This window comes from Aquirufa sp. 5-AUSEE-100C1 (assembly GCF_054558655.1).
This window is the reverse complement of the sequence record NZ_JBPXKO010000003.1, coordinates 489,343-512,924: the sequence shown is the minus strand read 5'-3', so window position 1 is coordinate 512,924 and position 23,582 is coordinate 489,343. Positions and strand designations below refer to the sequence as shown.

Here is a 23,582-nt window from a genome sequence, read left to right as displayed (position 1 = left end):
TGTGCGTTAGCACGATGGAAATAAGTCCAATCAGAGCAATATTTTTGAGCAGCTTATTCATTTCATTCTAAATTTAGGTAGTTTTGCGCTCCGTTTTACTAAGGTATAACGACAAGAACACATGAAAGGTTTTGAACAATCCATTGAGAAAAATTGGACTGCCGCTTGGCAAGATAGCCGATTTCGTTGGCAATTGATAATTGCCATGGGCGTCTTTGCCATTTTCCCATGGAAAGCAGATGACTATTTTCAATGGATTCAACAAAGGGATGGACAGGTTTTGCAGGATATCGTGCTTAAACAAGTACCTGCATACAATGTATCCATTCCCATTTTTGCCATCATCTACTGCAGCGTAATCTATTTATTGCTTCGAATCATTCGTAGGCCAACGCACTTTTTATGGTTTGCTTGGGCCTTTAATTTGGAAACGATTTTTCGATTTATCTGCATCTATGGAGTGGCATTAAACCCTCCGATTGGTTTAGTAGATTTACATGACCCCATCGCAGAATTGTTTATTTACGGGGAGAACTTAGCAATCACGAAGGACCTGTTCTTTTCCGGGCATACGGCTACCATGGTATTTGTTTGTTATTACTTGCCAACAAAAATAGAAAGGGGAATTGCGTTGATCTTAACTTTAATTCTTATTGGCTTGTTGATCATCCAGCATGTCCATTATACGCTCGATATTTTAGCGGCTCCTATCGCTACCTGGATAGCGATTCAATTAGCTAAACGGTTGATTTCTTAACGAGATCGCTTGGACGAATAGGACTTCGCATCTAATTTTTCGAAAACAGAATTATTCGATTTGTATTCGGGGATGACGTCTTTGATTTTCCCGACGATGTCATTGCTATCCCCTTCTTCCAACAATCTGAGAATCTCCTGAATTTGGGTTTCCATGAAGGCAAAACTAGGCGAATTAACTTTAGCCTTCAGGATTTTAGGATGATGCGTAGGCAAGGTATTTTCATCATTATTTAGGAGCTCTTCATATAGTTTCTCACCTGGACGCAAACCTGTGAATTTAATCTCAATATCCCGATCAACACGTAAACCACTCAGTGTAATCATCTTTTTGGCAAGGTTGACAATCTTAACAGATTCTCCCATATCAAAAACAAAAACCTCTCCCCCATCACCCATGGTTGCGGCTTCTAACACGAGCTCACAGGCCTCCGGAATCGTCATAAAATAGCGCGTAATTTCAGGATGGGTAACAGTCACTGGCCCACCGCGCTCAATTTGTTTTTTAAACAAAGGGATAACAGATCCACTCGAACCCAAAACATTACCAAAACGAGTCGCAATAAACTTCGTATAAACTCCCTCTATTTCATTGAGGGATTGCGTATACATTTCGGCAAAACGTTTTGTCGCACCCATAACATTCGTCGGATTCACCGCTTTGTCCGTTGAAACCATAATGAACTTTTCAACCCCATGTTCCGCAGCCAAATCCGCTAAGGTCTGCGTCCCTAATATATTCACCTTCACGGCCTCGTACGCATTTTTTTCCATGAGAGGCACATGTTTGTAAGCGGCAGCATGAAAAACTAAAGAAGGTTTATGGGCCCGAAAAATAGCGGCCAAACGATTCTTGTCGGTCACATCCGCAATCTTTACAACAAGTTCTGTATTCGAAGGGATCAGGCTGGAAAGCTCATATTCCAAATCAAAAAGGCCCGATTCCGACTGGTCTACCAAAATAATTTTAGACGGGAAATAAGCAATTAATTGCCGAACGATTTCGCTACCAATAGACCCCGCGGCACCGGTTACCATGACGGATTTAGAATTAATTTCCTGACTAATTTGCTGGTTGTTCATTTGAATTTCTTCGCGTCCAAGCAAGTCTTCAATTTTGACATTGTGAATCTGATTTAAGGCAAATTCACCGTTTACCCACTTATCAACGGGTGGAAGAATTTTTACTACGACACCTCGATCCAAAAAAACTTCGGAAATCTTTCTTTTTGCTTGTAGGCCAATGTTATTGATGGCCATAATGACTTGAAGTCCTTCGTATTGATTTACGAATTTATCCATTGCCTCAGCTAAACTAAATACCCGAATACCTTCGATGGTTTTGTCAATTTTGGAGGAATTATCATCAATAAAACCTAGTACTTGGTAATTCACCCCCCGGTCATTCTGAATGACGTTTTTTGTTAGCATCCCGGAATAACCCGCGCCGTAAATGAGGACACCTACAGCAGGCTTAAATTCATTGATAAATGATTCATAGAATGACTTTACAAAAAAGCGAAGCGTCACCATCAAGAATAAGCAGATGAAAAAATCAATCGCTAAGATGGATAAGGGTACATATAAGAATGTATTGATTCCTGAAAAATAGCGAAGACTAACAGAGAAGATACCGGCAATTAATGTGCCTAAAAAAACTGCTTTTAAAATCAGGACCGCATCTTCTATACTCGTATGTCGGATAATTCCCGTGTAGGACTTAAACCATAAGAAAACAAGTATCCGAATCGTAAACAAAAAAGCAAAATGGAATTGAAATCCATACAAATCGATTTCGCTGTAATGAAAATTCATTCGCAAAAGCGTTGCCAGAGAAAAAGAGAACATGACAATCAACAAATCGATAGCAAGCACCAGCCATCTAGAGAGAAAGCGATTGGAATATTTCCGTATGAGAATCGATTGCGTCATGTACTGTAACGAGTTAAAACCCAAATACAAATTTAAAAACAAATTGCGCTAAAACGCATGATAATTACTAAATGGTATTTATTCTAAGGAATACGTTGTTAGCATTTCTCGAATGAGGTGGGGTTCACACCACATTAAGACATCTAGCATTGACAATCCGGGAATAAATTCAGTTACCCCCTGTTGCGTGTAAGATGTTAACTCCGGCTTAATAAACAATAATTCAACCCCCTGGGCGGCAAAAGAATCCTTTTGATATAAGCTCTGTCCATTTAACGCATTAATGTACTTTGTGGAGCCTAGTTGTTTTGTTAGATGAATAAGTCGCTCAGCCCGCCCATCAGCCTGATTATTTGGCATTTGCGAACTGTAATGAAAACGTTTTTCTAAACCTAGATATTGCCATACCAACTGAATACTTTTCCCAGCCAACTCCGCCATACTCATAGGTCTATCCTCAAATAGCTTTTCTACCAAAGGCCTCAAATTGGCATATTGGGGTGCTTTTTTGTAGGCGGAATCCAATTGGGCTAAAAATTTTCCTGAAAAATCCGTCTCCCAGGCTACACTTGATTCACGAATCGTCTTATTCTGACTTTGTTTTTCAAGAGGAATTGTAAACAAAAATTCACGGCCTTGAAGCAAAATTCGATTTCGATTAATCCAACCTTTTTTAATGAACATCACATCATCATAGAACACAAAATCATCGACCGCTTGGACTAATTGAAAATAGCCCAAATAGGGGAAAAAATAGGGTTGCATGATGGCTACTGACATGTAGACTTAATTAAATCCAGGAGCAGTCAAGGTTACAATTTGATCCGACTTCATGACCATGACTTTCTCATTTGGCATATTAGTCATGTAGCCAATGGCCGTTACATCCGCAATCTTCTCCACTTTTTCAAAGTCGGCCTGCGAAACGGTAAACACCAACTCATAATCTTCCCCACCATTCAATGCCGCGGTCAGCGGACTCAGATTAAACTCAGTTGCCGCCAAATAAGTCTCATCATCAATCGGAATATTCTTCTCAAAAATACGAGCGCCCGTACCGGATGCCTCACAAAGGTGAAGTATTTCAGCGGCTAATCCGTCTGAACTATCAATCATGGAGGTGGGAACAACACCTAAGTCTCTCAACTCGTGGATAATATCAAAACGAGCACTCGGCTTTAATTGGCGTAAAACGACATAACTCTTATTATCCAATTCGGGTTGCATGTCAGGATTCGCCAAAAAAACCTGCTTCTCGCGTTCCAAGGATTGTAATCCTAATAATGCTCCTCCAAAATCCCCACTCACACAAATAACATCGTTGGGTTGTGCTTTCGATCGCGTAACTACTTGCGCGGAATCAACTACCCCCAGCGCAGTAACCGATAGGATTAGTCCTTGGGGAGAAGCCGTTGTATCTCCACCTACTAAATCAATTTGATAGTCTTCACAAGCTGCTTTAATTCCTGCATATAATTCATCGACAGCCTCAACCGAAAAGCGATTGCTCAGACCTATGCCAACCATCAACTGCGTTGGGATGGCATTCATGGCAGCGATATCGGATACGGCAACAGTTACTACCTTATATCCCAAATGTTGGAGGGGAGTATAAGATAAATCAAAATGAACCCCTTCTATGAGAAGTTCGGTTGAGCTGACGGTCAACTGATTTGCAGCTTCTAATAAGGCCGCATCGTCCCCGATACCCAATTTGGTCCAACCTTGATGCTCGGCAAAAGGTACAGCAAGGCGCTTAATTAAGCCAAATTCCCCGAGTGTCCCTATTTCTGTTCTCTTTTCCATATAAAAAAAAAGCCGCCTCACGAGACGGCTCAAACAATAAATTCTAGTTTATGGGTTTACTAAAGACAAGCTTACTTTTTTGTTGCTCGCTTTGATGTATGTTGTCGATGTTTCTAAGCTTAATGCAGCTGCAGACGGCGTACCAACAATATTGAATTCAATGGTTCCATTCGTCCCCGAAGGTGCCCCCTCTGAACTGGTTAAGCCATTTAACGTAATCTTCTTATTATCCGTGGATAAGGTATAAGTACCCGTAAATTTGCGTCCATCAAATTCGGTTAATGAGGCAGCCGTCGTACTCGATAAATCTAACTTGAATTGAGAATATCCTGATACTAAGTTGGTCGTTGCGCCTTTTGAATATTGGGCAACACCGTCCCAACTAACATTGCTCGCGCTCCAAGATTTGCTAATCAATTGCGATACGGTAGGCTGTGGCGTGGGTGCTGGATCTGACCCAGAGGAAGAACCACATGACCACATAGCAACACTAACTAAACAAATAAGAGCCCTCGAAATGATTTTCATAAATCTGCAAATTAGTAATACATGTAAAATTAAAAATCTTTACTAAAAAAACGGTCTTTAGTCCTTTTTATTTAGCTTCGTAAAATATTTATTTCCGTTTTGCAAGAAGATCTTCATACGTACACACGTTCACAATTAGCCCTCCGAAATGGACAGGACCGTCCGGAAATTTGGGTGGCTTTTCAGGGGCTAATCTACGACATGACCCAATCCAAATTGTGGAAAAATGGAAAACATTATGAACATTGGGCAGGCCAGGATTTAACGGATGAATTAGCTGATGCCCCGCACTCAGAAAAAGTTTTTGAAAAGTTTAACCCTATCGGAAAACTCATATGATTCTGATCATTGAAAGTGGTTCTACCAAAACAGCTTGGCGTAATATTACAACTTTGAATGAAGCATACGAAAGTTTCAATTCATTGGGGATTAACCCATACTATCAAAGCGCAGAGGAAATTCAAAAAGCACAAGCCGAAACGCTCGAAAAGGTAAAACCCCTATCCTTAAAATTTGTCTATTATTTTGGTACGGGCATTACCGATGAATCAAAAAAAGCCATCATCGAAGCCGTCTTAAGACCCGTCATTGGAAATGCGGAACTTCTAATTCAATCTGATTTGATGGCAGCCGGCCTGGCCTTATGTGGCAAACAAGCAGGGATTGCATGCATCCTCGGGACAGGAGCAAATTCCGGGTTTTTCGATCAAGGTGAGTTGCAAAACCAAGTCCCTCCTCTTGGATTTTGGCTAGGTGACGAGGGTAGCGGGGGCCACTTGGGCAAAAGCCTCATGTTGGCTTATCTGCATCAGGAATTACCGGCCGACTTACGTAGTTTATTCGAAAAACGCTATGGTGCGATTGACCGATTAAGCATTCTTCAAAAAGCCTACCGGGAAGAATTTCCCAATCGCTGGTTTGCCTCTTTCTCCAAATTCCTTTTTGACCACCGGAAACACCCCTTTTGTTACCAATTGATTGAAAAATCGTTTCAATCGTTCTGTGAATTGTATTTACTGAAATACGAACAAGCGCTCAATCAGCCGATTCATTTTACCGGCTCAGTGGCATTTTATTATGCCGATATCTTACGACGGGTTCTAAAGGCCAATAAGCTTCAAGCGGGTATCATTAGCGAGGGTCCAATGGCCGGATTAACCTTGTATTACAAGGAATTGCACAAAAGCATTTTTTAGGATTTTTTCAAGAAATAGCACCGACAAAAGCGAATATTTTTTTAACTTGCTGTACCTAAGCAACATTTAACAAACTAATTCGCCGATGACAGCCACATTAAAATCCATTGGAACGAAGCAAAAAGCTCTTAAGATCAATTTAGATCGAAGTATCTATGGTTCTTTCGCGGAAATTGGAGCGGGTCAAGAAGTAGCTGCCAACTTTTTTAAAGCCGGCGGAGCATCAGGAACCATCGCAAAAACAATCTCGGCTTATGATATGGCCTTCTCAGACGCCATCTATGGCGAAGAGGAATCAGGCAAATATGTTTGCGAGCCTCGCTTAATCAAAATGTTAAATCGGGAATATAAATTATTACAAGTCCGATTAACTGAGAGCGCGGCGGAGAAAAGATTCTTCGCTTTTGCAGATACAGTCTCCGCACTAAATTATCAGAAAACAAATGATGCCCATGGCTGGATTGGCCTACGCTTTCAGTTGCGCCCCAATGGCCCGGTTAATAGCGTCGTGATCCACGTAAACATGTTGGACAACGATAATATTTTACAACAACAGGCATTAGGTATCATCGGCGTCAACTTAATTTATGGTTGTTATTTCTACCATGAAGATCCAGAAAAACTTCTTTTGTCCCTTTTAGATGATTTGTCGCGTGATCGAATTGAAATCGACATGATTCGCTTTGAGGGCGCTGATTTTAAGGAAGTGGACAATCGCTTGATGTCACTGTATTTAGTGAAGCATGGTTATACGCAGGCGGCTGTTTTCGGTCCAGACGGAAATGTGATGCAACCCTATGATGCCTTAGCGAAAAAACATATCATAGCCATTCGTGGACGATTTAGACCTGTGACAAACATCTTCCTCGACATGTTGAAAAAGGGGCAATCTCAATTCGAACAGGAGGCTGATGTGGATGACGATAAGGTATGTGTTCTTTCGGAGTTGACATTACGTAGCTTAGAAGATGGAACTCACAATATAAATGAGAAAGACTTTTTAGATCGCGTCGATATTTTGTGCTCTTTAGGCCAAACCGTTTTAATTTCAAATTTCCACGAATACTTTAAGCTCGTTGCCTTCTTAAGCCAATTCTCAAAGTTGAAAATGGCACTCATCATGGGTATGCCTAACTTGGAGTATATCTTCGATGAGAAGCATTATACCCATTTAGAGGGCGGAATTTTAAGTGCCTTTGCGAATCTCTTTGGGCACAAGATTAAATTATATTTATACCCAACGATCGATGATGCGGGTTCCGTTTTGAATCTAAAATCATTCAAGCCAGATCCTCACTTGAAAGGCTTGTATCAATATCTAATCGATAATGCGAAGTTGGAGGACATCAAAAAATCCGACGAAAAACTCATGAACATTCGTACCGACCAGGTTTTGGATATGATCCAACAAGGAACGGGTGAATGGGAGAAACTTGTTCCGAGTTCCGTGGCTGCCATGATTAAGGAGAATGCCTTATTCGGATTTCCCAAGAAGTAAATTCTACCCATAAAAAAAGCCCAACCGAAAGATTGGGCTTCTTTGTTGTATCTGCTATTTCAATAGATCAACAAATTGATCAAATAAGTAACGGGAATCATGTGGACCTGGTGATGCCTCTGGGTGATGTTGCACAGAGAATGCCTTACGGCCCTTAACACGAAGACCCTCCACCGTTTGGTCGTTCAGGTTGATATGCGTTAACTCTGCCTTTTCAGACGCTGCTAACTCCTCCATACGAACGGCAAAACCGTGGTTTTGAGAGGTAATTTCAGATAGGCCGGTAATTAGGTTTTTAACCGGATGATTTAGGCCTCTATGTCCATTGTGCATTTTGTACGTAGATAATCCACAAACTTGTGCCAAGATTTGGTGACCTAAACAGATTCCAAATACCGGTTTATCCGAAGCCAAGAATTGAGAGACCGTCTCTACAGCATAAGGCATCGTAGCCGGATCGCCAGGACCGTTGGAAACAAAATAACCATCAGGATTCCAAGCAGCTATTTCGGCAAATGGCGTTTTGGCAGGGAAAACTTGTAAATAACAATCTCGATCGGTGAAGTTGGTCAAAATGCTTTTCTTCACCCCTAAATCCAATACCGCAATCTTATAAGTAGCAGTTGGATCACCAAGGAAATATGCCTGTTTCGTACATACTTGAGAAGACAATTCCAATCCTTCCATGGAAGGAATCTTGGCTAATTCCGCTTGCAAGGTAGGAAGGTCGAAAATTTCCGATGAGATAAGGCAGTTCATCACCCCTTTCGTGCGTATATGACGAACTAAGGCGCGCGTATCGATCCCAGAGATACCAACGATGCCAGCATTGGCTAAATAATCTTGCAAGGATCCATCGGCCGTGGCACGGGAATGAACACTGGCAAACTCGTTACAAACCATTCCAGCGATTTGCACTTGGTTAGACTCCGCTTCGGTTTTATCGATGACACCATAGTTACCAATATGGGCTGTCGTATTGATAATCACTTGTCCGCTGTAGGAGGGATCGGTATAGATTTCTTGGTACCCCGTCATACCGGTATTAAAGCAGATTTCTCCACCGTGGGTACCGATTTTGCCTAGGGCTTTTCCATGGAATAATGTTCCATCTTGAAGTAAGAGTACAGCTGGGGTCGACTCAGAAACTTTCATAAAAAATATTCAAATATTGACGATTAATCCTAAAAAAAGGGCCTCAACTAAACGTTGAAGCCCTTCAAAAAAATGTAAGAAAAGATATTAAGCGTCTTCTCCTTTTTCTTCTGTAGGCTCCTCTGTTGCAGGTGCTTCCGGAGTTTCTTCAGCTGGTGTTTCTTCAACAACCTCTGCAGCAGCAACTTCTTCTACAACTTCTGCAGAAGGTGCTTCAGCAGCAGGTGCAGCAGCAACAGCCTCATCCTTCTTAGCTCCAGCACGGCGACTACGACGAGTCTTACCCGCTTTCTCCGCAGAAGCAGCTAACATCGTTTCGTTGAAGTCAACTAATTCGATGAAACAAATCTCCGCGTTATCACCAAGACGATTTCCTAATTTAATAATACGTGTATAACCACCTGGACGGTTCGCTACCTTTTCAGAAACGATGCTGAACAATTCTTTGATGGCATCCTTATTTTGTAAGTAAGAGAAAACCACACGACGATTGTTTGTGCTATCTGTTTTTGATTTCGTAATCATTGGCTCAATGTATTTACGCAACTCCTTAGCTTTCGCTACAGTTGTTTCGATACGCTTGTGTAAGATTAACGAAGAGGCCATATTGGATAATAAGGCTGCTCTGTGGGAAGCTGTTCTTCCTAAGTGATTGAATTTTTTACCGTGTCTCATTGTTGTAATTCGTAAGTTAAAAGCTCTTGCGAGCTGCGGTTAGTATACTACCTGCATACCACCTATTACTTTTTGTTTAATTATTAATCTTCGTCTAAACGATATTTAGATACATCCATTCCGAACGTTAGACCTTTTTCTTCGATCAATTGTTCTAACTCTGTTAATGATTTCTTACCAAAGTTGCGGAATTTCATCATATCTGAAATCTCTAATTTCGCTAATTCTCCAAGTGTACGAACATCAGCTGATTTTAAGCAGTTGTAAGCACGAACTGAAAGATCTAGGTCAGCCAATGAAGTCTTCAACAACTTGCGCATGTGAAGCATTTCCTCATCAACTACGTTATCTTCCTCAGCTTTCGGAGTTTCAAACGTCATTGTTTGATCAGAGAACAACATAAAGTGTTGGATCAAGATATACGCAGCACCTTTCAATGCATCTTCTGGGTGGATAGAACCATCCGTTTCGATATCTAAAACTAATTTCTCGTAATCGGTTTTTTGCTCTACACGTGTATTTTCAATGCTGAACTTAACGTTCTTAATTGGCGTGTAGATTGAATCAATCGCGATGTGTCCGAAAGGAAGCTCATTTGCACGAGGCTCATCTGCAGGAACGTATCCGCGACCTTTTTCAATGATCAACTCAACTTCTACTTCTTTCGAAGCGTCTAAGTGACAGATCACTAAATCAGGATTTAAAATGGTGAAATAAGGTGTGAATTTGGCGATGTCACCAGCAGTAATGGCTGTTTGGCCCTTTACTTTTAATGTCACCTTGTTATCTAAAATCTCTTGTGCTTTCTTAAAGCGAACTTTTTTCAAGTTTAAGATGATTTCAGATACATCTTCATGTACACCTTCGATAGCTGAAAACTCGTGTAAAACACCAGAAATCTTAACGCTTGTAATCGCATATCCCTCTAAAGAAGAAAGTAAGATTCTACGAAGCGCGTTACCAATGGTAACACCGTAACCTTTTTCGAGTGGCTTGAACTCAAATAACCCGTGAAAGTCATCGGCTTTCTCCATCACAACTTTTTCGGGCATTTGGAATGCTAATATTGACATATTTCGTAGCTTAAAATGATACTGAAAAAACGTTATTGGTACTGTTTAATTTATTGAATAACCCTAGGGATTATTTAGAGTACAATTCGACGATTGCTTGCTCGTTGAAGTTTTCTGTGATTTGATCTCTTTCTGGGTATGCCAAAAATTTACCAACCATATCACTTTCAGACCACTCTAACCAGTTGTAACGTTTTGGAGAACGTCCAGCCAAAGAATTAGTCACAACCTCTAAAGATTTAGATTTTTCACGAACACCGATCAATTGACCTGCGCGTAAAGAGTAAGATGGCACATTTACTACTTCACCGTCTACAATGATGTGTTTGTGGATAACCAATTGACGAGCTGCACGACGCGTCGGTGCAATTCCCAAACGGTATACTGTATTATCTAGACGTGCTTCACACAATTTTAACAAGTTCTCACCTGTAATACCTTCTTTAACAGCGGCTTTGTGGAATAGGTTCTCGAACTGACGCTCTAAGATACCGTACGTGTATTTAACTTTTTGCTTCTCCTTTAATTGAACAGCGTATTCAGAAACCTTTGAACGTTTCCCTTTACCGTGCATACCTGGAGCATAATTTTTACGAGCTAATGCTTTGCTCGGACCTAAAATTGGTTCGCCGAAACGACGCGCAATCTTGGATTTTGGACCTGTGTATCTAGCCATTTTTTTTAAAAGTCAATGCACCTCTTATGTGCAGTGAAGTAATTAAATTGTGAATAAAAGCGGGGGAAAATAATTACTAATTACCCCTGCATGAAAATTATTAAACGCGACGACGTTTTGGAGGACGACATCCATTGTGAGGCATTGGAGTGATATCACGGATAAGTGATACTTCGATACCTGAATTTTGGATGGTACGGATTGCTGACTCACGTCCTGCACCCGGTCCTTTTACAAAAACCTCTGCTTTCTTCATCCCTGCCTCGACAGCTACTGCTGCACAGTTCGATGCTGCCATTTGAGCTGCATACGGAGTGTTTTTCTTAGAACCACGGAAACCCATCTTTCCTGCTGATGCCCAAGAGATCACTTGACCTGCTGAGTTGGTAATGGAGATAATGATGTTGTTAAAGGAAGCTTTGATGTGTACTTGACCAACTTGCTCAACTACAACAACCCTTTTCTTCGCTTTATCTTTTCTTTTTGCTTGTGCCATACTATTTGATAAATAAAATTGGGTGTGAGGTATTTCCTCTACTTATTATTTAGTTACTTTTTTCTTGTTAGCAACTGTCTTACGACGTCCCTTACGAGTACGTGAGTTGTTCTTCGTGCGTTGACCACGTACTGGAAGACCTTTACGGTGACGCAATCCACGGTAACAACCGATGTCCATCAAACGCTTGATGTTCAATTGAACTTCAGACTTAAGCTGACCTTCCGTTTTGAATTCTGCTGCGATGATCGCACGAATAGCATTCGCCTCCGTGTCATTCCACTCACCAGCTTTCTTATCAAAAGAAACTGACGCCTTCGTTAAAATCTTTTGAGCAGTGCTACGACCAATACCGAAAATATAAGTCAATGCAATTTCTCCTCTTTTTTTGTCGGGAATATCAACCCCTGCAATACGAGCCATATAGGTAATTAATTGTTGTGATTAATCAATTTAGTTTGAATTATCCTTGTCTTTGTTTGAACTTCGGATTCTTCTTGTTAATAACGTAAAGCTTACCGTGACGACGAATCACTTTGCAGTCTGCACTACGCTTTTTAATAGATGCTTTAACTTTCATTTTATTTAATTTTATGGGTCAAACCCTATTTTTACTTGTAACGATAAACAATTCTAGCCTTACTCAAATCATATGGAGACATCTCCAACTTCACCTTGTCTCCTGGTAGAATCTTAATGTAGTTCATACGCATCTTGCCCGAAATATGAGCAATCACTTGATGGGTATTCTCCAATTCTACTCGAAACATGGCGTTCGAAAGAGCTTCCAAAATAATTCCGTCTACTTCGATCGAAGATTGTTTAGCCATAATTTTTTTAAATATTCAACAATACTGTTGAGGTTTTTAATACGTCTTCAATATAAGCAAATGTAGTCAATGCCCTTGGGCCTGCAGCGGTTACCCCGACTGTGTGCTCAAAATGGGCGCTCGCTTTGCGGTCGATTGTACGGATGGTCCAACCATCTTTGTCAACCGTGATCTGGCGTTTTCCTAAATTGATCATCGGTTCGATCGCAATGACCATTCCTTCCTTCAATTTAGCACCATCTCCGCGCCGGCCGTAATTAGGAACCTCCGGACTTTCGTGTAAGTTTTTTCCTACACCATGTCCTACCAATTCCCGAACCACTCCGTAGCCTAAGGATTCCGTATATACTTGAACGGCATTCCCGACATCCCCTACTCGCTTACCTATTTGGGCTTGATTCAAACCCTGATACAAGGACTCTTTTGTCACTTGTAATAATTTCTGTACCTCCGCATCTACATTTCCTATTCCGTACGTGTAGGCACTATCGGCGTGAAACTTATTCTTATAAACACCCGCATCAATCGAGATAATATCGCCTTCTTGTAAGACTAAATCTCCTGGTAAACCATGAACTACCACATCATTTACCGAGATGCAAAGTGAATAAGCATATTTCTTATTCCCAACTTGGTAGTTTAAAAAAGAAGGGTGAGCCCCATTATCTTTAATAAACTCGTAAGCAATCTTGTCTAATTCCAGGGTGCTAACACCCGGCTTTATCGCCTTGGCAACCTCCGCATGACATTTCCCCAAAATCTCGCCATTCGCTTGGATGATGGCCATCTCTTCGGGTGTCTTTAGGTAAATCATCTTAACGACCTATCACCTCAGAACGTCCTTTTACACGTCCCGACTGCATTAAACCTTCATATTTACGCATCAACAAGTAACTTTCAACTTGTTGCAAAGTATCTAAAACAACTCCTACTAGGATCAACAAAGATGTTCCACCAAAGAAAGAGGCAAATCCACGCGTTACACCAAATAAATTGGCAATCGCAGGAAGGATCGCGATAATTGACAACATCACTGCACCTGGCAAAGTGATACGATCTAAAATCGTCGCAATAAAACCAGCAGTCTCTTCGCCCGGCTTAACGCCTGGAACAAAACCTCCACCACGCTTCATGTCATCGGAAATCTGCGTAGGGTTGATTGAGATCGCTGTATAGAAAAACGTAAAGACAATAATTAAGAATGCGAATAATGCATTGTATTGCCATGTCGTAAAGTCGCCAAATGATTGCGCTACCGATGCCGCAAATTCAGACTTCTCAGCAAATGACTGAGCAACTAAACCTGGGATAAACATCAAAGCCTGTGCAAAGATGATTGGCATTACACCTGAGGCATTCAATTTCAACGGAATATATTGACGTTCACCACCGACAGCAGCAGCTGAAGTTTTCGCACCTACAACTTGTTTCGCATATTGAACAGGAATACGACGAACCGCTTGCGTAACCATCACAGCACCCATTACTACGAAAAATAATGCGATCACTTCAATGATAAACAACAAAGCACCCGACATTCCACGTGAACCTGCTTCTTGAATTAAAGAGGATGGGAAACGAGATACGATACCGATCATGATCAACATCGAAATACCGTTACCAATACCTTTGTCGGTGATTTTCTCCCCCAACCACATACACAACATCGTTCCTCCTACCAAGATGGCAACGCCATAAAGACGGAAAAACCATGGATCAACCATGATGGCTTCCGAAGGGATTGTCACCTGAAGGTAAGTGAAACCTTGCGCAGCCGTCACGAAAATCGTAAGGATACGTGTGATTTGGTTTAATTTTTTACGACCAGACTCGCCGTCTTTCTGCATTTTTTGGAAATACGGAAGGGCGATAGTCAATAACTGAATTGCGATAGACGCCGAAATGTACGGCATGATACCTAACGCAAATACAGAGGCGTTGCTCAAGGCACCACCTGAAAACATATTCAACAAGCCGAATAAACCACCATCTCCACCTTGAGACAATTTAGTCGCATCTACACCCGGTAAAACGATAAAAGATCCCAAACGGAAGAAAGCAATGAAGAGAAGCGTATTGATGATACGTCCTCTCAATTCTTCAATTGCGAAAATATGCTTGAAAGTTGTTATTAACTTGTTCATTCGATTAGAATAGAGGATTAACCAACAATTGCTTTACCGCCAGCCGCTTCGATAGCAGCTTTAGCAGCACCTGAGAAACCTTTTACAGTTACTTCCAAAGCAGAAGTTACCGCACCGCGGCTAAGGATTTTCACTAAGTCAGACTTAGATACTAAACCGTTGCTGTATAAAGTTTCGAATGTGATTACTTTCAAACCTGTCGCGTCAGCTAATGCTTGTAACGTATCCAAGTTGATTGCTTTGTATTCTACTCGATTGATGTTCTTGAAACCGAACTTAGGAACACGACGTTGGATCGGCATTTGACCACCTTCGAATCCACGCTTACGTGAGTAACCTGAACGAGACTGAGCTCCTTTGTGTCCACGTGCAGAAGTTCCACCTAAACCAGAACCTTGACCACGACCTACTCTTTTTCTTACTTTTACTGAGCCTTCTGCAGGCTTTAGTGACGATAATTTCATTGTAATTGGGGCTTAACGCTGCCATCGCTGGCAACTCGCGTGTTAATTAAATATTTTCTACGACAATTAAGTGGTTTACGGCACGAATCATACCCGAGATTGCAGGGTTCAATTCTACCTCAACGCTCTTACGGATTTTTCCTAAACCCAACGCTTGGATTGTACGCTTTTGTACTTCCGGGCGCTTAATTGCACTTTTAACTTGAGTAATTTTTACTTTAGACATCTTCTGTTCTATTAGTGAGGCTTGAAGCGCTCGGATTATCCATTAAATACTTTCGCAACTGAAATTCCACGTTGGAACGCTACGCTATGTGGTGCACGCATCTTCACTAACGCATCGATGGTTGCCTTCACCACGTTGTGTGGATTCGATGAACCTTTTGATTTTGCTAGGACATCGTGGATACCCGCAGATTCCAATACAGCACGCATCGCACCACCGGCGATCAATCCTGTACCTGGAGCAGCTGGCTTCACTAAAACGAAACCACCAGAGAATTTACCTAATTGCTCGTGAGGAACGGTTTTCTTCAACAAAGGAATTTGGAACAAATTCTTCTTTGCATCTTCGATACCTTTTGTAATCGCGTCAGTAACCTCGTTTGCTTTTCCTAAGCCGTATCCAACGATCCCGTTACCATCTCCTACTACAACGATAGCAGAAAAACTAAAACGACGACCCCCTTTTACCACTTTGGCAACACGGTTGATGGCTACTACCTTCTCCTTCAACTCACCCTCGTTAACCTTAATTGGTTTTGCTTGTAATTGCGACATATCTTATTAAAATTGTAAGCCACCCTCGCGAGCGCCTTCAGCTAATGATTTAATTCTTCCGTGATATAAATAACCGTTACGATCGAAAACTACTTTCGTAATACCTGCAACTTTCGCCTTGTCAGCGATTGCTTTTCCTACTGCTTTCGCAGCTTCGATGTTATTGTTCACTTTATCCTTCTTGTACGAAGTTGCCGAGAACAAAGTCTTTCCTGCTTGATCATCTACTAACTGTGCGTAAACTGCAGTGTTAGAACGATAAACTGTCAAGCGAGGACGCTCAGCTGAACCAGCTATCTTAGCACGAATCGCACGCTTAATGCGGGTTCTGCGTAAATCTTTTGTTGTTGCCATTGTTTAACTTGTTTGTGTGGATTTCCGGCCCACGCTTATAATTTATTTCTTACCGCCTGCTTTACCAGCCTTACGACGAACTTGCTCACCCAAGAAACGAACACCCTTACCTTTGTATGGCTCAACTGGACGTAATGATTTAATTTTAGCAGCTACTTGACCAATCAATTGCTTGTCAATACCTTCTAAAATAACCATTGGGTTTTTACCTTTTTCCATCGCCGTAGCTACTTTGATCTCAGCAGGTACCGACATGAAAATAGCGTGAGAATATCCCAAGCTTAATTCCAAAATATTTCCTTGATTAGCGGCTTTGTAACCAACCCCGATAATCTCTAAATCTTTCTTGTAGCCTTCACTTACCCCAACAACCATATTGTTGATCAATGAACGGTATAATCCGTGCATCGCTTTGTGACGCTTTTGCTCAGTTGGACGAGCTACTGTCAACACACCATCCTCAATCTTAACGATGATATCTTGATCAATTTGTTGTGACAAAGTTCCCTTAGGACCCTTTACCGTTACTAAATTACCAGCACTAACTTCTACTGTAACTCCAGCAGGCAATGTGATAATCTTATTTCCAATTCTAGACATAAAATAAATATTAGCTTAAATTACGAGTTACCCCCTTTCAGCGTGAAACAATTAATATACGTAGCAAAGTACTTCTCCACCTACGTGAAGTGTACGAGCTTCCTTATCTGTAATAACTCCTTTCGAAGTAGATAAGATCGCGATACCCAAACCGTTCAATACACGTGGCAACTCTTCAGCACCATTGTATTTACGTAGACCTGGTTTAGAGATACGAGTCAAATTAACGATAGCCGGTTGCTTCGTTACTGAATTGTATTTCAAAGCAATCTTGATTGTTCCTTGTACGGAAGAATCATCGAACTTATAGTTTGAAATGTATCCTTTATCAAAAAGCACTTTCGTGATTTCCTTTTTAATGTTGGAAGCAGGAATTTCAACTACCCTATGGCGTGCCTTAAGCGCGTTTCTCAATCGGGTTAAATAGTCTGCTATTGGATCTGTCATTGTTTTTAAATTTGCCGCATTCCGAAAACCGGGATGCAAAATTACAGAAATGAATTTAATTAATCAAATTTTATCTTACCAGCTTGACTTAGTCACACCTGGAATCAAACCGTTTGAAGCCATTTCACGGAAGGTAACACGGCTAATACCGAACTTACGCATGTATCCACGAGGACGTCCTGTTAATTTACAACGGTTGTGTAAACGCACTGGAGATGCATTTTTAGGCAATTTATCTAAACCTAAGTAATCTCCAGCTGCTTTCAAAGCTGCACGCTTCGCTGCATATTTAGCAACGGTTGCTTCGCGTTTTCTTTCTCTTGCTTTTACTGACTCTTTAGCCATTTTGTAAAAATTTTAAAGGGGTTATGAAGCCTTGCGGCAATTATTTTTTAATATTTGAAAAAGGCATTCCAATTGCTGCTAATAAAGCGTAAGCCTCTTCGTCTGTGGGTGCAGTCGTCACAAATGTGATGTCCATACCAGAGATTTTAGATACTTTGTCAATTGAAATTTCTGGGAAGATAATTTGCTCCTTCACGCCTAACGTATAATTACCACGGCCATCGAAACCCTTCTCTGAAACACCTTTGAAGTCACGTACACGAGCCAAAGAAACCGTAGTTAAACGATCCAAAAACTCATACATACGATCACCACGTAAAGTTACTTTCACACCAATCGGCATGTTCTCACGTAACTTAAAGTTTGAGATCGCTTTCTTAGAGATCGTTGCTACCGCCTTTTGACCAGCGATTTGAGTAATTTCCTCTACTGCAACGTCAACTAATTTCTTGTCGGATACTGCTGCTCCAACACCCTTGTTGATTACAATTTTCGTAATCTTAGGAACTTGCATTACTGATTTGTACTCAAACTTCGTTTTCAAGCTAGGTACAACCTCTTTTAAATAACGCTCTTTTAATCTAGGTACTGCCATGTTCTTCTATTTTGTGGATTTCCGACCCACGTTTTACATTCTTATATTATGCGATAAACTTACCTGTTGCTTTTGAGTAACGTTGTAATTTACCTTTCTCGTTCAACTTACGTCCTGTACGTACTGGCTTTCCGTTCTCAACAACCATTAGGTTAGAGATGTGGATCGAACCTTCACGCTTCTCGATGCCACCTTGTGGGTTGCTCGCAGACGGCTTAACGTGTTTTGTTTGAAGGTTAGCACCTTCTACAATAGCACGAGATTTCTCCGTGATCACTTCTTTGATGACACCGGTTTTACCTTTGGCGTTACCAGCGATAACCATCACAGTATCACCTTTTTTGATGTGCAATTTTGTTTGCTTGATAATTTTCTTTTCCATTGTATGATTCGTTCTATTGGTTAACCCAATATGTCATCTTTCTTATAAAACTTCAGGGGCTAAGGAAACGATTTTCATAAAACCTGCCTCACGCAATTCACGAGCAACTGGCCCGAAAATACGTGTTCCTCTTGGCTCATCATTCGCGTTCAATAACACGGCTGCGTTATCTTCGAAACGAATATATGTACCATCCTTACGACGAATTTCTTTTTTCGTGCGAACAACTACCGCACGAGAAACCGTACCTTTTTTCATATTTGATGAAGAAAGAGCTGATTTAACTGAAACGACAATTTTATCGCCAATAGAAGCATATCTCTTACCAGTACCGCCCAATACGCGAATTACCAAAACTTCTTTTGCTCCAGAATTATCCGCTACACCCAATCTTGATTCCTGCTGTAACATTATCTTTGATCTTTAAATTTTAAAATTGAATAACAAGAGGGTCTTATTTCGCTTTAGCGATAATTTCGACTAATCTCCAACGCTTATTTTTTGAAAGAGGACGCGTTTCCATCACTTTCACTGTATCTCCGATACCACACTCATTGTTCTCATCGTGTGCCATCAACTTAGTTGTTTTCTGTACGAACTTGCCGTACAAAGGGTGTTTTACTTTACGGTCAACAGTTAATGTGATTGATTTATCCATCTTATCACTAACTACTTTCCCAATCCTTACCTTTCTTAGATTTCTCTGTTCCATCGTTGGTTTGTTAACTTGTTAAACAATTGACCATGAGCCTTATATCGACACGGTCTATTAAAATTAATTTTACTATTATGCGTTAACCGCTTTTGTAAGAGCTGTCTCTAACTTCGCGATCACACGGCGAGTTTCACGAATACGCATCGGATTCTCGATCGGTGAAATGGCGTGAGCCAATTTCAAACGAGTCAAGTTCTCTTGCTCTGCCGCAATGGCTTTCTTCAATTCGTCTACTCCTAATTTGTTTATTTCTGCGTTTTTCATAACAATGCTATTTGGATGTTTAAACCGAATGGCTTAAAACCTATTCTGAATAATCTCTACGTACGACAAACTTCGTGCGCATCGGCAATTTTTGTGCGGCTAAACGCAATGCCTCTTGTGCAAGCGCTAACGGTACACCCGCCGATTCAAACAAAATAGTTCCTGGACGAACGTTCGCTACCCAATACTCTGGAGCTCCCTTTCCCTTACCCATACGAACCTCTGCAGGCTTCTTCGTAATTACTTTGTCAGGGAAAATACGGATCCAAACTTGGCCCTCACGCTTCATAGCACGAGTTACCGAAATACGAGCAGCCTCAATTTGACGTGCTGTAATACGTCCCGGCTCTAACGATTTAATAGCGAATGATCCAAAATCAATTTCGTGCCCACGTGTGGCAACACCTCTTACGCGGCCTTTTTGGGACTTACGAAATTTGGTTCTTTTTGGTTGTAACATCTTCTTAAAAGTCTAATATCTATTTCTTGATTTATTTTAGGCAATTAGCGTTTTCCACCACGTCCACGACCACCGGCACCTGGACCACCTGCCTTGTTACGATCGCCTCCTTGATCTCCGTCACGACGACCACGACCACCACGGTCACCTGGACGACCACCACGATCACCTGGACGAGAATCCGCAGCTGTAGACTGCAAGCCCATGTTCGCATTTGGAGACAAATCTGGCTTTCCGAAAACTTCACCACGGAATACCCATACCTTGATACCGATCTTTCCGTAAACAGTTAACGCTTCTGAGATCGCATAATCCACATCCGCACGTAATGTATGCAATGGGATACGACCCTCCTTATATCCTTCTGAACGTGCCATTTCCGCACCGCCCAAACGACCAGACAATTTCAATTTGATACCTTGTGCACCTACACGCATCGCTGACGCGATCGCTTGCTTCATCGCACGACGGAATGAAATACGAGCTTGTAATTGTTGAGCAATCGCCTCACCGATCAATTTCGCATCGATTTCTGGACGCTTAATCTCAAAGATGTTAATTTGAACATCCTTTCCTGTGATCGCTTTTAGCTCTTCTTTTACCTTGTCTACCTCAGCACCTTGCTTACCGATAACCACACCCGCACGAGCCGTGTTAATTGTCAAAGTAATGCGCTTTAAGGTACGCTCAATAATAACTTTAGAGATAGATCCCTTTGGAATACGAGCTGCTACGTATTTTCTGATTTTCTCGTCTTCAACAAGCTTATCAGCAAATGTCTTGCCACCGTACCAGTTAGAATCCCAACCTCTTACGATACCTAATCTTAATCCAACGGGGTTAATTTTTTGTCCCATTTCTTGTTTTATCTAATAGTTAATTATTCTGCTGTTGTTTCTTCCAAGATAGGAGCTGCCGAAGAAGCTACTACGAGGGTAATGTGATTCGAACGCTTCAAGATGCGGTGTCCACGTCCTTGCGGAGCTGGACGTAAACGCTTGATCGAAGCACCTCCATCTACGAAGATCGTCTTGATAAACAAGTCAGCCTCCTCAATTTTAGCATCCACATGCTTGTTTTGCCAGTTAGAAACGGCTGAGAGCAATAATTTCTCGATAGCCTTCGCACCAACTTTGGGCTCAAATTTCAAGATACCCAACGCTTTGGATACTTTCTGTCCACGTACCATATCTGCGACAATACGCATCTTCTGTGGTGACGTAGGAACATTTCTTAATTTAGCAATTGCTTCCATTTTACAATATCTGATTACAGGACCCGAGGGTCACCCTTTTTACTTTTTACCTTTGTCTTTCTTCGCAATGTGACCACGGAAGTTACGCGTCGGAGAAAATTCTCCCAATTTGTGACCTACCATGTTCTCAGTTACATAAACTGGGATAAACTTGTTACCATTGTGAACCGCAAATGTGTGACCAACGAAATCTGGAGAAATCATTGAGCGTCTTGACCAAGTTTTGATTACTGACTTCTTGCCAGAATCATTCATAACTTGAACCTTGTTATCAAGGCGGTAATCAATGTAAGGACCTTTTTTTAGTGAACGTGCCATCTACTATTTTTTTCTTCTACTGATGATAAGACGATTTGTGTTTTTCTTTGGATTACGAGTTTTCTTACCCTTAGCCAATAAACCAGTACGTGAACGTGGGTGACCTCCTGAAGAACGACCCTCACCACCACCCATTGGGTGATCAACTGGGTTCATCACAACACCACGAACACGTGGACGACGACCCAACCAACGATGACGACCTGCTTTTCCTAAGTTCACGTTCATGTGATCCGAGTTAGATACCGTACCAATTGTCGCTAAACAACGAGCCAATACCATACGCATCTCACCTGAAGGCAACTTCAACGTAGCATATTTTCCATCACGAGCTAATAATTGAGCATACGTACCAGCCGAACGAGCCATCTCAGCTCCTCTTCCTGGTTGCAACTCAATCGCGTGAACCAAAGTACCCAAAGGGATGTTTGCCAAAGGCAATGTATTTCCTACTTCCGGAGCAACTTTCTCTCCTGAAATAACCGTTTGACCTACTTGAATACCTGCTGGAGCCAAGATATACGTCTTAACACCATCCGTATATTCGATCAAAGCAATACGTGATGTACGGTTTGGATCATACTCAACTGTCAAAACAGTTGCAGGTACATCAAATTTCGCACGTGTAAAATCAATCACACGGTAACGACGCTTGTGACCACCACCGATGTAACGCATCGAGCGACGACCATCCGCATTACGACCACCCGTACGCTTAATAGGCTCCAAAAGGGGCTTATACGGCTTGTCCGTAGTAATCTCCTCAAACGTTGGCGCAATGCGCTGACGCTGTCCTGGAGTTGTTGGTTTAATTTTTTTAATTGCTGCCATTTAATTAGTTCAATTTATCGGGATGAACCCCCTTAATTATTTTTATTAAATTCCTTGGTAGAAGTCAATCACTTCTCCCGCTGCTACCGTAACGATCGCCTTCTTGTAAGTTGACGTGCGTCCTGAAGTAACCTTTGTACGTGTGCTCTTGGACTTTACTTTTCCAATCTGACGCATCGTTTGTACATCTTGTACATCCACTCCGTACATTTTCTTAACCTCCTTGGCAATTTCAATCTTGTTTGCTGTCAATTCAACCACAAACACGTATTTGCCTTTTTCTTGCATGGCTTGCGACTTTTCAGTCAAGGCCGGACGTTTAATAATGCCCATTGTTTATTTCGTTTAAACAGAACCGAAGTCCCGCAAATTATTTACTAAATGTTGACTCAATTTTTTGGATCGCATCCACCGTAATTAACAATTTCGATGCATTCACCAAATCATATGTATTTACGTCAGCCGCATTCGAAACCTTTGTTTTCGGTACGTTACGTCCAGACAATACAACGTTCTTGTCAACTTCATTTGTGATCAACAACGATTTTGTGTTGTCCAAAGAAAGAGCCTTCAACATCGCTAAGTATGCCTTTGTCTTTGGTGCATCAAATGATACAGTATCCAAAACAGCGATATCTCCCGACTGTGCCTTTGCAGCTAACGCTGATTGACGAGCCAATGATTTAACTTTCTTATTCAATTTGAAATGGTAATCACGTGGACGTGGACCGAAAATACGACCACCACCTTTCATCAACGGCGATTTCATTGAACCCGCACGTGCGCCACCTGTACCTTTTTGTTTCTTCAACTTACGAGTTGAACGTGAAACTTCTGCACGCTCCTTCGCTTTGTGAGTTCCTTGACGTTGGTTAGCTAAATATTGCTTCACATCTAAGTAAACCACATGCTCGTTTGGAACGATTCCAAAGATCTCGTCAGAAAGGGTTACTTTCTTTCCGGTATCTTTTCCTGCGATGTTATATACTGATAATTCCATACTTCAG

General features: G+C 41.4%; 37 protein-coding genes. 4 read left to right on the top strand and 33 right to left on the bottom strand.

The window, feature by feature from the left end:
• Positions 1 to 121 precede the first annotated feature (121 nt).
• Entirely contained in the window at positions 122 to 757 is a 636-nt protein-coding gene (locus ACMH5P_RS09360) for a phosphatase PAP2-related protein (RefSeq protein WP_459494105.1), read from the top strand.
• Here ACMH5P_RS09360 and ACMH5P_RS09355 read toward each other — a convergent pair.
• The 4 genes from ACMH5P_RS09355 to ACMH5P_RS09340 form a co-directional block, all read right to left on the bottom strand.
• Positions 754 to 2,688 carry a polysaccharide biosynthesis protein gene (locus tag ACMH5P_RS09355; RefSeq protein ID WP_459494104.1) on the bottom strand — a complete coding sequence of 645 codons (1,935 nt, stop codon included), beginning with the start codon at positions 2,686 to 2,688 and terminating at the stop codon, positions 754 to 756. The two genes, ACMH5P_RS09360 and ACMH5P_RS09355, sit on opposite strands and share 4 nt — an antisense overlap.
• A 78-nt stretch (positions 2,689 to 2,766) precedes the next feature.
• Positions 2,767 to 3,468 carry a WbqC family protein gene (locus tag ACMH5P_RS09350; protein ID WP_459494103.1) on the bottom strand — a complete coding sequence of 234 codons (702 nt, stop codon included), beginning with the start codon at positions 3,466 to 3,468 and terminating at the stop codon, positions 2,767 to 2,769.
• 6 nt (positions 3,469 to 3,474) lie between these two features.
• Positions 3,475 to 4,494: a thiamine-phosphate kinase gene (gene thiL / locus ACMH5P_RS09345; protein ID WP_459494102.1), complete on the bottom strand. Its 1,020-nt coding sequence runs from the start codon at positions 4,492 to 4,494 to the stop codon at positions 3,475 to 3,477.
• A gap of 48 nt (positions 4,495 to 4,542) precedes the next feature.
• Positions 4,543 to 5,022, bottom strand: coding sequence for a hypothetical protein (locus ACMH5P_RS09340; protein ID WP_459494101.1), 480 nt, complete (start codon positions 5,020 to 5,022; stop codon positions 4,543 to 4,545).
• Positions 5,023 to 5,121: 99 nt separating this feature from the next.
• Here ACMH5P_RS09340 and ACMH5P_RS09335 point away from each other — a divergent pair, with 99 nt between their 5' ends.
• The 3 genes from ACMH5P_RS09335 to ACMH5P_RS09325 all read left to right on the top strand — a co-directional run bounded on the left by ACMH5P_RS09335 (position 5,122) and on the right by ACMH5P_RS09325 (position 7,716).
• Entirely contained in the window at positions 5,122 to 5,361 is a 240-nt protein-coding gene (locus tag ACMH5P_RS09335; RefSeq protein ID WP_459494100.1) for a cytochrome b5 domain-containing protein, read from the top strand.
• The gene (locus ACMH5P_RS09330; RefSeq protein WP_459494099.1) at positions 5,358 to 6,218 is read left to right on the top strand and encodes an N-acetylglucosamine kinase; all 861 of its coding nucleotides are present in this window, start codon (positions 5,358 to 5,360) and stop codon (positions 6,216 to 6,218) included. Before ACMH5P_RS09335 ends, ACMH5P_RS09330 begins: the two co-directional genes overlap by 4 nt.
• A gap of 85 nt (positions 6,219 to 6,303) precedes the next feature.
• Entirely contained in the window at positions 6,304 to 7,716 is a 1,413-nt protein-coding gene (locus tag ACMH5P_RS09325; RefSeq protein ID WP_459494098.1) for a TonB-dependent receptor, read from the top strand.
• 54 nt (positions 7,717 to 7,770) lie between these two features.
• Here the strand turns inward: ACMH5P_RS09325 and carA are convergent, their stop codons facing one another.
• The 29 genes from carA to rplD all read right to left on the bottom strand — a co-directional run bounded on the left by carA (position 7,771) and on the right by rplD (position 23,575).
• Complete coding sequence (carA, locus tag ACMH5P_RS09320; RefSeq protein ID WP_459494097.1) at positions 7,771 to 8,871, bottom strand: glutamine-hydrolyzing carbamoyl-phosphate synthase small subunit; 1,101 nt, start codon at positions 8,869 to 8,871, stop codon at positions 7,771 to 7,773.
• An 87-nt stretch (positions 8,872 to 8,958) separates the two neighbouring features.
• Complete coding sequence (rplQ, locus tag ACMH5P_RS09315; protein WP_459494096.1) at positions 8,959 to 9,546, bottom strand: 50S ribosomal protein L17; 588 nt, start codon at positions 9,544 to 9,546, stop codon at positions 8,959 to 8,961.
• Positions 9,547 to 9,629: 83 nt separating this feature from the next.
• Positions 9,630 to 10,619, bottom strand: a complete 990-nt coding sequence (locus ACMH5P_RS09310) for a DNA-directed RNA polymerase subunit alpha (RefSeq protein WP_459494095.1) — start codon at positions 10,617 to 10,619, stop codon at positions 9,630 to 9,632.
• 70 nt (positions 10,620 to 10,689) lie between these two features.
• On the bottom strand, positions 10,690 to 11,295 hold the full coding sequence (rpsD, locus tag ACMH5P_RS09305; RefSeq protein WP_315574874.1) for a 30S ribosomal protein S4: 606 nt from the start codon (positions 11,293 to 11,295) through the stop codon (positions 10,690 to 10,692).
• 100 nt (positions 11,296 to 11,395) lie between these two features.
• The gene (gene rpsK, locus ACMH5P_RS09300) at positions 11,396 to 11,791 is read right to left on the bottom strand and encodes a 30S ribosomal protein S11 (protein WP_315574872.1); all 396 of its coding nucleotides are present in this window, start codon (positions 11,789 to 11,791) and stop codon (positions 11,396 to 11,398) included.
• A gap of 45 nt (positions 11,792 to 11,836) precedes the next feature.
• Positions 11,837 to 12,214: a 30S ribosomal protein S13 gene (gene rpsM, locus ACMH5P_RS09295; RefSeq protein WP_459494094.1), complete on the bottom strand. Its 378-nt coding sequence runs from the start codon at positions 12,212 to 12,214 to the stop codon at positions 11,837 to 11,839.
• 40 nt (positions 12,215 to 12,254) lie between these two features.
• Positions 12,255 to 12,371, bottom strand: coding sequence for a type B 50S ribosomal protein L36 (gene ykgO / locus ACMH5P_RS09290; protein WP_130895424.1), 117 nt, complete (start codon positions 12,369 to 12,371; stop codon positions 12,255 to 12,257).
• Positions 12,372 to 12,402: 31 nt separating this feature from the next.
• A complete protein-coding gene (infA, locus tag ACMH5P_RS09285; RefSeq protein ID WP_092013982.1) occupies positions 12,403 to 12,621 on the bottom strand; it encodes a translation initiation factor IF-1 in 219 nt (72 codons plus the stop codon).
• Between the two features lie 7 nt (positions 12,622 to 12,628).
• On the bottom strand, positions 12,629 to 13,435 hold the full coding sequence (gene map, locus ACMH5P_RS09280) for a type I methionyl aminopeptidase (protein WP_459494093.1): 807 nt from the start codon (positions 13,433 to 13,435) through the stop codon (positions 12,629 to 12,631).
• A gap of 1 nt (position 13,436) precedes the next feature.
• Positions 13,437 to 14,765, bottom strand: a complete 1,329-nt coding sequence (secY, locus tag ACMH5P_RS09275; protein WP_459494092.1) for a preprotein translocase subunit SecY — start codon at positions 14,763 to 14,765, stop codon at positions 13,437 to 13,439.
• A 17-nt stretch (positions 14,766 to 14,782) separates the two neighbouring features.
• On the bottom strand, positions 14,783 to 15,229 hold the full coding sequence (gene rplO, locus ACMH5P_RS09270) for a 50S ribosomal protein L15 (RefSeq protein ID WP_459494091.1): 447 nt from the start codon (positions 15,227 to 15,229) through the stop codon (positions 14,783 to 14,785).
• Between the two features lie 46 nt (positions 15,230 to 15,275).
• Positions 15,276 to 15,455, bottom strand: a complete 180-nt coding sequence (gene rpmD / locus ACMH5P_RS09265; RefSeq protein WP_377974656.1) for a 50S ribosomal protein L30 — start codon at positions 15,453 to 15,455, stop codon at positions 15,276 to 15,278.
• A 35-nt stretch (positions 15,456 to 15,490) separates the two neighbouring features.
• Positions 15,491 to 16,009: a 30S ribosomal protein S5 gene (gene rpsE, locus ACMH5P_RS09260; protein WP_459494090.1), complete on the bottom strand. Its 519-nt coding sequence runs from the start codon at positions 16,007 to 16,009 to the stop codon at positions 15,491 to 15,493.
• A 6-nt stretch (positions 16,010 to 16,015) separates the two neighbouring features.
• Complete coding sequence (rplR, locus tag ACMH5P_RS09255) at positions 16,016 to 16,363, bottom strand: 50S ribosomal protein L18 (RefSeq protein ID WP_459494089.1); 348 nt, start codon at positions 16,361 to 16,363, stop codon at positions 16,016 to 16,018.
• Positions 16,364 to 16,405: 42 nt separating this feature from the next.
• A complete protein-coding gene (gene rplF, locus ACMH5P_RS09250; protein ID WP_459494088.1) occupies positions 16,406 to 16,963 on the bottom strand; it encodes a 50S ribosomal protein L6 in 558 nt (185 codons plus the stop codon).
• A 51-nt stretch (positions 16,964 to 17,014) separates the two neighbouring features.
• Positions 17,015 to 17,410, bottom strand: coding sequence for a 30S ribosomal protein S8 (rpsH, locus tag ACMH5P_RS09245; protein WP_130895432.1), 396 nt, complete (start codon positions 17,408 to 17,410; stop codon positions 17,015 to 17,017).
• A 75-nt stretch (positions 17,411 to 17,485) separates the two neighbouring features.
• Positions 17,486 to 17,755 carry a 30S ribosomal protein S14 gene (gene rpsN, locus ACMH5P_RS09240; RefSeq protein ID WP_459494087.1) on the bottom strand — a complete coding sequence of 90 codons (270 nt, stop codon included), beginning with the start codon at positions 17,753 to 17,755 and terminating at the stop codon, positions 17,486 to 17,488.
• Positions 17,756 to 17,795: 40 nt separating this feature from the next.
• Positions 17,796 to 18,350 (bottom strand): 50S ribosomal protein L5, encoded by a 555-nt coding sequence (rplE, locus tag ACMH5P_RS09235; protein WP_459494086.1) that lies wholly within the window; start codon positions 18,348 to 18,350, stop codon positions 17,796 to 17,798.
• Between the two features lie 46 nt (positions 18,351 to 18,396).
• A complete protein-coding gene (gene rplX, locus ACMH5P_RS09230; RefSeq protein WP_459494085.1) occupies positions 18,397 to 18,732 on the bottom strand; it encodes a 50S ribosomal protein L24 in 336 nt (111 codons plus the stop codon).
• 42 nt (positions 18,733 to 18,774) lie between these two features.
• Complete coding sequence (rplN, locus tag ACMH5P_RS09225; RefSeq protein ID WP_315574843.1) at positions 18,775 to 19,143, bottom strand: 50S ribosomal protein L14; 369 nt, start codon at positions 19,141 to 19,143, stop codon at positions 18,775 to 18,777.
• 43 nt (positions 19,144 to 19,186) lie between these two features.
• Positions 19,187 to 19,444: a 30S ribosomal protein S17 gene (gene rpsQ, locus ACMH5P_RS09220; RefSeq protein WP_459494084.1), complete on the bottom strand. Its 258-nt coding sequence runs from the start codon at positions 19,442 to 19,444 to the stop codon at positions 19,187 to 19,189.
• Positions 19,445 to 19,519: 75 nt separating this feature from the next.
• Complete coding sequence (gene rpmC, locus ACMH5P_RS09215) at positions 19,520 to 19,711, bottom strand: 50S ribosomal protein L29 (protein ID WP_377974644.1); 192 nt, start codon at positions 19,709 to 19,711, stop codon at positions 19,520 to 19,522.
• Between the two features lie 40 nt (positions 19,712 to 19,751).
• Entirely contained in the window at positions 19,752 to 20,171 is a 420-nt protein-coding gene (gene rplP, locus ACMH5P_RS09210; RefSeq protein ID WP_377983482.1) for a 50S ribosomal protein L16, read from the bottom strand.
• A gap of 44 nt (positions 20,172 to 20,215) precedes the next feature.
• A complete protein-coding gene (gene rpsC / locus ACMH5P_RS09205; protein ID WP_459494083.1) occupies positions 20,216 to 21,028 on the bottom strand; it encodes a 30S ribosomal protein S3 in 813 nt (270 codons plus the stop codon).
• A gap of 23 nt (positions 21,029 to 21,051) precedes the next feature.
• A complete protein-coding gene (gene rplV / locus ACMH5P_RS09200) occupies positions 21,052 to 21,426 on the bottom strand; it encodes a 50S ribosomal protein L22 (protein ID WP_315574834.1) in 375 nt (124 codons plus the stop codon).
• Between the two features lie 39 nt (positions 21,427 to 21,465).
• Positions 21,466 to 21,744: a 30S ribosomal protein S19 gene (gene rpsS, locus ACMH5P_RS09195; RefSeq protein WP_315574833.1), complete on the bottom strand. Its 279-nt coding sequence runs from the start codon at positions 21,742 to 21,744 to the stop codon at positions 21,466 to 21,468.
• 3 nt (positions 21,745 to 21,747) lie between these two features.
• The gene (gene rplB / locus ACMH5P_RS09190; protein ID WP_459494082.1) at positions 21,748 to 22,575 is read right to left on the bottom strand and encodes a 50S ribosomal protein L2; all 828 of its coding nucleotides are present in this window, start codon (positions 22,573 to 22,575) and stop codon (positions 21,748 to 21,750) included.
• 45 nt (positions 22,576 to 22,620) lie between these two features.
• Positions 22,621 to 22,908, bottom strand: a complete 288-nt coding sequence (gene rplW / locus ACMH5P_RS09185; protein WP_315574829.1) for a 50S ribosomal protein L23 — start codon at positions 22,906 to 22,908, stop codon at positions 22,621 to 22,623.
• 37 nt (positions 22,909 to 22,945) lie between these two features.
• Complete coding sequence (gene rplD, locus ACMH5P_RS09180; RefSeq protein ID WP_459494081.1) at positions 22,946 to 23,575, bottom strand: 50S ribosomal protein L4; 630 nt, start codon at positions 23,573 to 23,575, stop codon at positions 22,946 to 22,948.
• Positions 23,576 to 23,582: the final 7 nt, after the last annotated feature.